The following is a 4,935-nucleotide window of genomic DNA, read 5'->3' as shown; positions in this document are numbered from 1 at the left end:
CGCACCATCAGGCAGGGACGTAGGGAGCGCAGCCAGTAGCTCTGGGTCATCGGCGCCGGGCAGGGCGCCGAGCATCCGCTCGCGTATCGCCTCGGCCAGCGCCTCGCTCAGCAGCGGCTCGTCTGTCACGCCCACCGGGACTACTCGAAGGCCATCGTAACGAGCCACGTGCCGACCAGGAGAGCCAGCACGAAGATCAGCAGGTAGGGAAGGGAGACCCAGTAGGTGCGCAGGATGAGCCGGAACACGTCGGACGGCGTCAGCTTCCTGACCGCCGTGGTCCGTTCGTCGCCGGTACCTTCACGGGCCATGCTCGGATGATAAGCCGCGGCCCGACCGTGATGGCCGGGCCGCGCTGCGTTCTGTTCGCTTGAGGGACCGCTAGGGAGCGGTCAGGGTCTGTGGATGCAGGCCTTGAAGTGGCCCGGAGTGACCTCTTCGAGCGGAGGCACGACCTCGGCGCACTCCTTCGTGGCGATCGGGCAGCGCGTGCGGAACACGCAGCCGGACGGCGGGTTGATGGGGCTGGGGATGTCACCCTGGAGGATGATGCGCTCGCGCCGCACGGTGGGGTCGGGGATGGGCACGGCGGAGAGCAGCGCCTCGGTGTACGGGTGGATGGGGTTCGCGTAGAGCTCCTTGGAGGGTGCGATCTCCATGATCCGGCCGAGGTACATGACGACCACGTGGTCAGAGATGTACTCGACGACCCCCAGGTCGTGGGCGATGAACAGCAGTGTGAGGCCGAGCTCCTCTTTCAGGTCGAGGAGCAGGTTGACGACCTGCGCCTGGATCGAGACGTCGAGGGCCGAGACCGGCTCGTCGGCGACGATGAACTCCGGGTCCACCGCCAGTGCGCGCGCGATGCCGATGCGCTGGCGCTGGCCGCCCGAGAACTCGTGCGGGTAGCGGCGCATGTGGTTGGGCGACAGGCCGACGCGCTCTAGCAGGCTGGCTACCCTCTGCTCGCGTTCGCGGCCGCGGGCGAGGTTGTGGATGGTCATGGCCTCGCCGATGATGTCCCCGACCGACATGCGCGGGTTGAGGCTCGCGAACGGGTCCTGGAAGATGATCTGCATCCGCTTGCGGTACTCGCGCATCGCGGACTTGCTGATCTTGGTGATGTCGGTGCCGTCGAACCACACCTCGCCGGAGCTGGGCTCGATGAGGCGCAGGATCGAGCGGCCGACCGTCGTCTTGCCAGAGCCGGACTCGCCCACGAGCCCGACGACCTCGCCGCGCTTGACGTCGAACGAGACGTCTTCTACCGCCTTGACGTTGGCGACGACGCGCGAGAAGATCCCGCCCCGGATGGGGAAGTACTTCCTGAGGTTCCTGACCTCGAGGATGTTGTCGGTCGAGTGGTGGGTGCCGGCGACGTCCTTGGGGACCGTATCGCTCATGCCAGGATCTCCGACTTCAGGTCGAGCTCGTTCCATCGGACGCAGCGGACCTGGTGCCCGTTACCCGCGTCCTCGAGGGGCGGGATGGCAGCCTTGCACCGGTCTTGGACGAAGCGGCAGCGCGGGTGGAACGCGCAGCCCTCCGGCAGGTTCAGCGGGTTCGGCACGTTGCCCGGGATCGCTTGGAGGCGCTCCTGGTGCTCCGCGGCCCGGTCTACGCGGGGGATCGAGTTCATCAGGCCCAGGGTGTAGGGCATGAGGGGCTCGGCGAAGATCGAGTTGACGTCCGCCTCCTCGACGGCCCGACCCGCGTACATGACGACGGCTCTGTCGGCGATCTCGGCGACGACGCCGAGGTCGTGCGTGATGAACAGGATGGACATGCCGATCTCTTCCTGCAGCTTGCGCATGAGGTCGAGGATCTGGGCCTGGATCGTCACGTCCAGGGCGGTCGTGGGCTCGTCGGCGATGAGCAGCTTGGGCCCACACGACAGCGCCATGGCGATCATCACGCGCTGGCGCATGCCGCCCGACATCTGGTGCGGGTAGTTCTTGACGCGCTTGCCCGGCTCCGGGATGCCCACCAGGTCGAGCATCTCGGCGGCCATGCGCATGGCCTCGCGGTAGCTCTTGCCCTGGTGGAGGACGATCGCCTCGGCGATCTGGTCGCCCACGGTGTAGACCGGGTTGAGGCTCGTCATGGGCTCCTGGAAGATCATCGAGATGTCGTTCCCGCGGATCTTCCGCATCGCGCGCTCCGACTTCGTGACGAGGTCCTCGCCCTCGAAGAGGATCTGCCCGCCGGCTATGCGCCCGGGCGGCGTGGGTATCAGCCGCATCACCGACAGGCTGGTCACTGACTTGCCTGAGCCTGACTCGCCCACCACGGCGAGGGTCTCGCCGCGGTCGAGGTGGAAGCTGACGCCGTCCACGGCCTTGACCGTGCCCTCGTCCGTGTCGAAGTAGGTCTTGAGGTCTATGACCTCCAGTAGCCTCTCGCTTTTGGCCATCTACGCGTACACTCCTCGTCGCGGGCCGTCTGCGCCCGAGAGGACCGCAGCAGACCGGGTGAGTCGGCTAGAGCGCGCTGTGTGTGCTTTAGCGCTGCCCAGCAAGATAGTCACTTAGAGCGTGTATGGAGATACGCGATCTGACCCGCTACGAAGGAGCACGCTACCTGCGCTTCTTCGGGTCGAACGCGTCGCGTAGGCCGTCGCCTAGTAGGTTCCAACATAACACGGCCAGGAAGATGGGTATGCCGGGGATGAGAAGCCATGGCACGAACTGGATGCTGACGCCGCGGGCCGTGGCGTCGCGCAACAGCAGACCCCAGCTCGACGTGTCCACCTCGCTCGGTCCCAACCCCAGGAACGACAGGCCGGTCTCGGCGAGGATGAACCCCGGGATCGTCAGGGTCAGGTCGACGATCACGTAGCTGGCCGTGGACGGCAGCAGGTGCCGCCATAGCACCCGGGACTCGCTGGCCCCCAGCGCCTTGGCGGCGGCCGCGTAGTCGAGTTCCCTGGCGGAAAGGATCAGCCCGCGGATCACGCGCGCGAGCCCGCCCCAGCCCACGAAGCCCAGCACGACGACCGTCATGAGGAACGTCTGCGCGGAGGTCATCTCCAGGCCGATGGCCTGGGCGATCGGGTTGCGTGGGTCCCGCAGCAGCGACGCCAACACGATGAGCAGGAACAGCCCTGGTATGGCGGCGATGACCTCGACGAGTCGCATGATGAGGTCGTCGACGAACCCGCCGTAGAAGCCGGCCAGGCCGCCCATCAAGAGCCCCAGGAAGAGCGACACCCACACCGCTAGGATCCCGATCGTGAGTGACACCTGGCCACCGAACATGACCCGCGAGAACACGTCCTTGCCAAGGTTGTTGGTGCCCCACAGGAAGACCCGCGCCGGGTCGTCGACCCCGAAGAGCTTCACGTCGGACTTGAAGATGCCGAGGATCTTGTACGGCTCACTTGGCCTGTTGACGAAGAACTTGATGGGGTACATGACCGACGTGTCCTCGACGTAGACGCGCTGCCGGGTGACCGGGTCGCGCTCCTCCTTGACGTCGTAGACGAAGGGACGCGTGAGCCTCCCCGACGCGGGGTCGATCCAGTGCACCTGCGTCGGAGGGCGGAAGGCCGCCACCGGCGACCTCCGGTACTCGTTGAGGCCGTATGGCGCCAGGAACCCGGCGAAGCCCGCGCACAGGTACATGATGATCAGGACCACGCCGCCGATGAGCGCCGCCTTGTGCTTGCGGAACTGCTCCCAGACGATCTGGCCTTGCGACTTGCTGATCCTCTGCACGGCTTCGCCCGCGTAGTGCGACCCGGGCTGTGCCCGGTCGGCGGCGGCGCCCGCTTGCTCGTGTTCGTTCGAGTCGGTCATAGCGCCCTCCTCACCCGTACCGGATGCGCGGGTCTACCGCGGCGAGAAGCAGGTCTGAGATGAGGTTGCCGACCATGAGGAGCAGCGTGGTGATCACGAGCAGCCCGAGCACCACGTAGATGTCCTGAGAGTTCAGGGCGTCGAGGAACGCCGGGGTGATGCCGGGGTACGACATGACGACCTCGACGAGCCCGGCTCCGCCGACCAGCGAGGGCAGGAGCCCCCCGATGCCGGCGACGAACGGGATGATGGCCGGCCTCAGCGCATGCTTGTAGGTGACGCTGCGCTGTCCTATGCCTTTGGCCCGGGCCGTGCGGATGAAGTCCGAGCTCAGGTACTCGATCATCTGGCCGCGCAACACGCGGGTGAAGCCGGCGATCCCGGACGTGGCCACGACGAAGGCCGGCAGGATCAGGTGCCAAGCCATGTCCTTGAGCTGCTGCCAGGGCGTCATGCGGTCGAAACCGTTGGAGGTGAGGCCGGCGACCGGCAGCAGCATCTGGTTGAAGTCCAACGTGTCACGCGTGAAGCTGCGGATCAGGAACAGACACAAGATGAGCACCTGCGCGAAGAAGAAGTTCGGGATCGCCAGGCCGAAGTACGCGACGACGCTCACGACCTGATCGCCTAGGGAATACTGCCTGACCGCCGAGTAGACCCCGGCGGGGATGCTCACCAGCCACAGCAGGATGATGGCGGTGATCGCGAGGTACATCGAGTTGCGCATGGGCCTGGCGATACGCGCCATGACCGGCTGGTTGCTGACGAAGCTCTGGCCCAGGTTCCCCTGTACCAGGTTGGACATCCAGCGCACGTACTGGACGTGTATGGGCTTGTCGAGACCGAACTGGGAGCGCATGCGCTCGATGGTCTCAGGCCGCACGCCCGGCTCGAGCGCCTTGGTGGTCAGGAAGTCACCGGGCACGAGCTGACTGATCAGGAACGCCAGCATGGTGGCACCGATGAAGGTGGGCACCATCTGCACGAACCGACGAGCTATGAAGATAAGCAACGTTAGGCTCCTGTGCGCAGCGCCGGATCCACCTTGGGGGCGGGTCTCAAGATATGGGGCCGCTTGGCCGGCGCATGCCTCCAGATAGTCAGGGACATATCAATGGTGATCGTCGGCAGGTGGCCG

The 4,935-nt window shown here is 66.1% G+C and carries 5 protein-coding genes; all 5 read right to left on the bottom strand.

Annotated elements, in window-relative coordinates; all coding sequences use genetic code 11:
• Nucleotides 1–140: 140 nt before the first annotated feature.
• Entirely contained in the window at nt 141–311 is a 171-nt protein-coding gene (locus VF168_11855; GenBank protein HEX7004868.1) for a hypothetical protein, read from the bottom strand.
• Between the two features lie 81 nt (nt 312–392).
• The gene (locus VF168_11850; protein ID HEX7004867.1) at nt 393–1,403 is read right to left on the bottom strand and encodes a dipeptide ABC transporter ATP-binding protein; all 1,011 of its coding nucleotides are present in this window, start codon (nt 1,401–1,403) and stop codon (nt 393–395) included.
• Nucleotides 1,400–2,413, bottom strand: coding sequence for an ABC transporter ATP-binding protein (locus VF168_11845; protein ID HEX7004866.1), 1,014 nt, complete (start codon nt 2,411–2,413; stop codon nt 1,400–1,402). Before VF168_11845 ends, VF168_11850 begins: the two co-directional genes overlap by 4 nt.
• 163 nt (nt 2,414–2,576) lie before the next feature.
• Nucleotides 2,577–3,797, bottom strand: coding sequence for an ABC transporter permease (locus VF168_11840; protein HEX7004865.1), 1,221 nt, complete (start codon nt 3,795–3,797; stop codon nt 2,577–2,579).
• 10 nt (nt 3,798–3,807) lie between these two features.
• Nucleotides 3,808–4,809, bottom strand: a complete 1,002-nt coding sequence (locus VF168_11835; GenBank protein ID HEX7004864.1) for an ABC transporter permease — start codon at nt 4,807–4,809, stop codon at nt 3,808–3,810.
• Nucleotides 4,810–4,935 lie beyond the last annotated feature (126 nt).

The sequence above is a fragment of the Trueperaceae bacterium genome, assembly GCA_036381595.1.
Taxonomy (GTDB): Bacteria; Deinococcota; Deinococci; order Deinococcales; family Trueperaceae; genus DASVCN01.
Note: the sequence above shows the minus strand (reverse complement) of the source record. Positions and strands in the feature narration are given on the sequence as shown.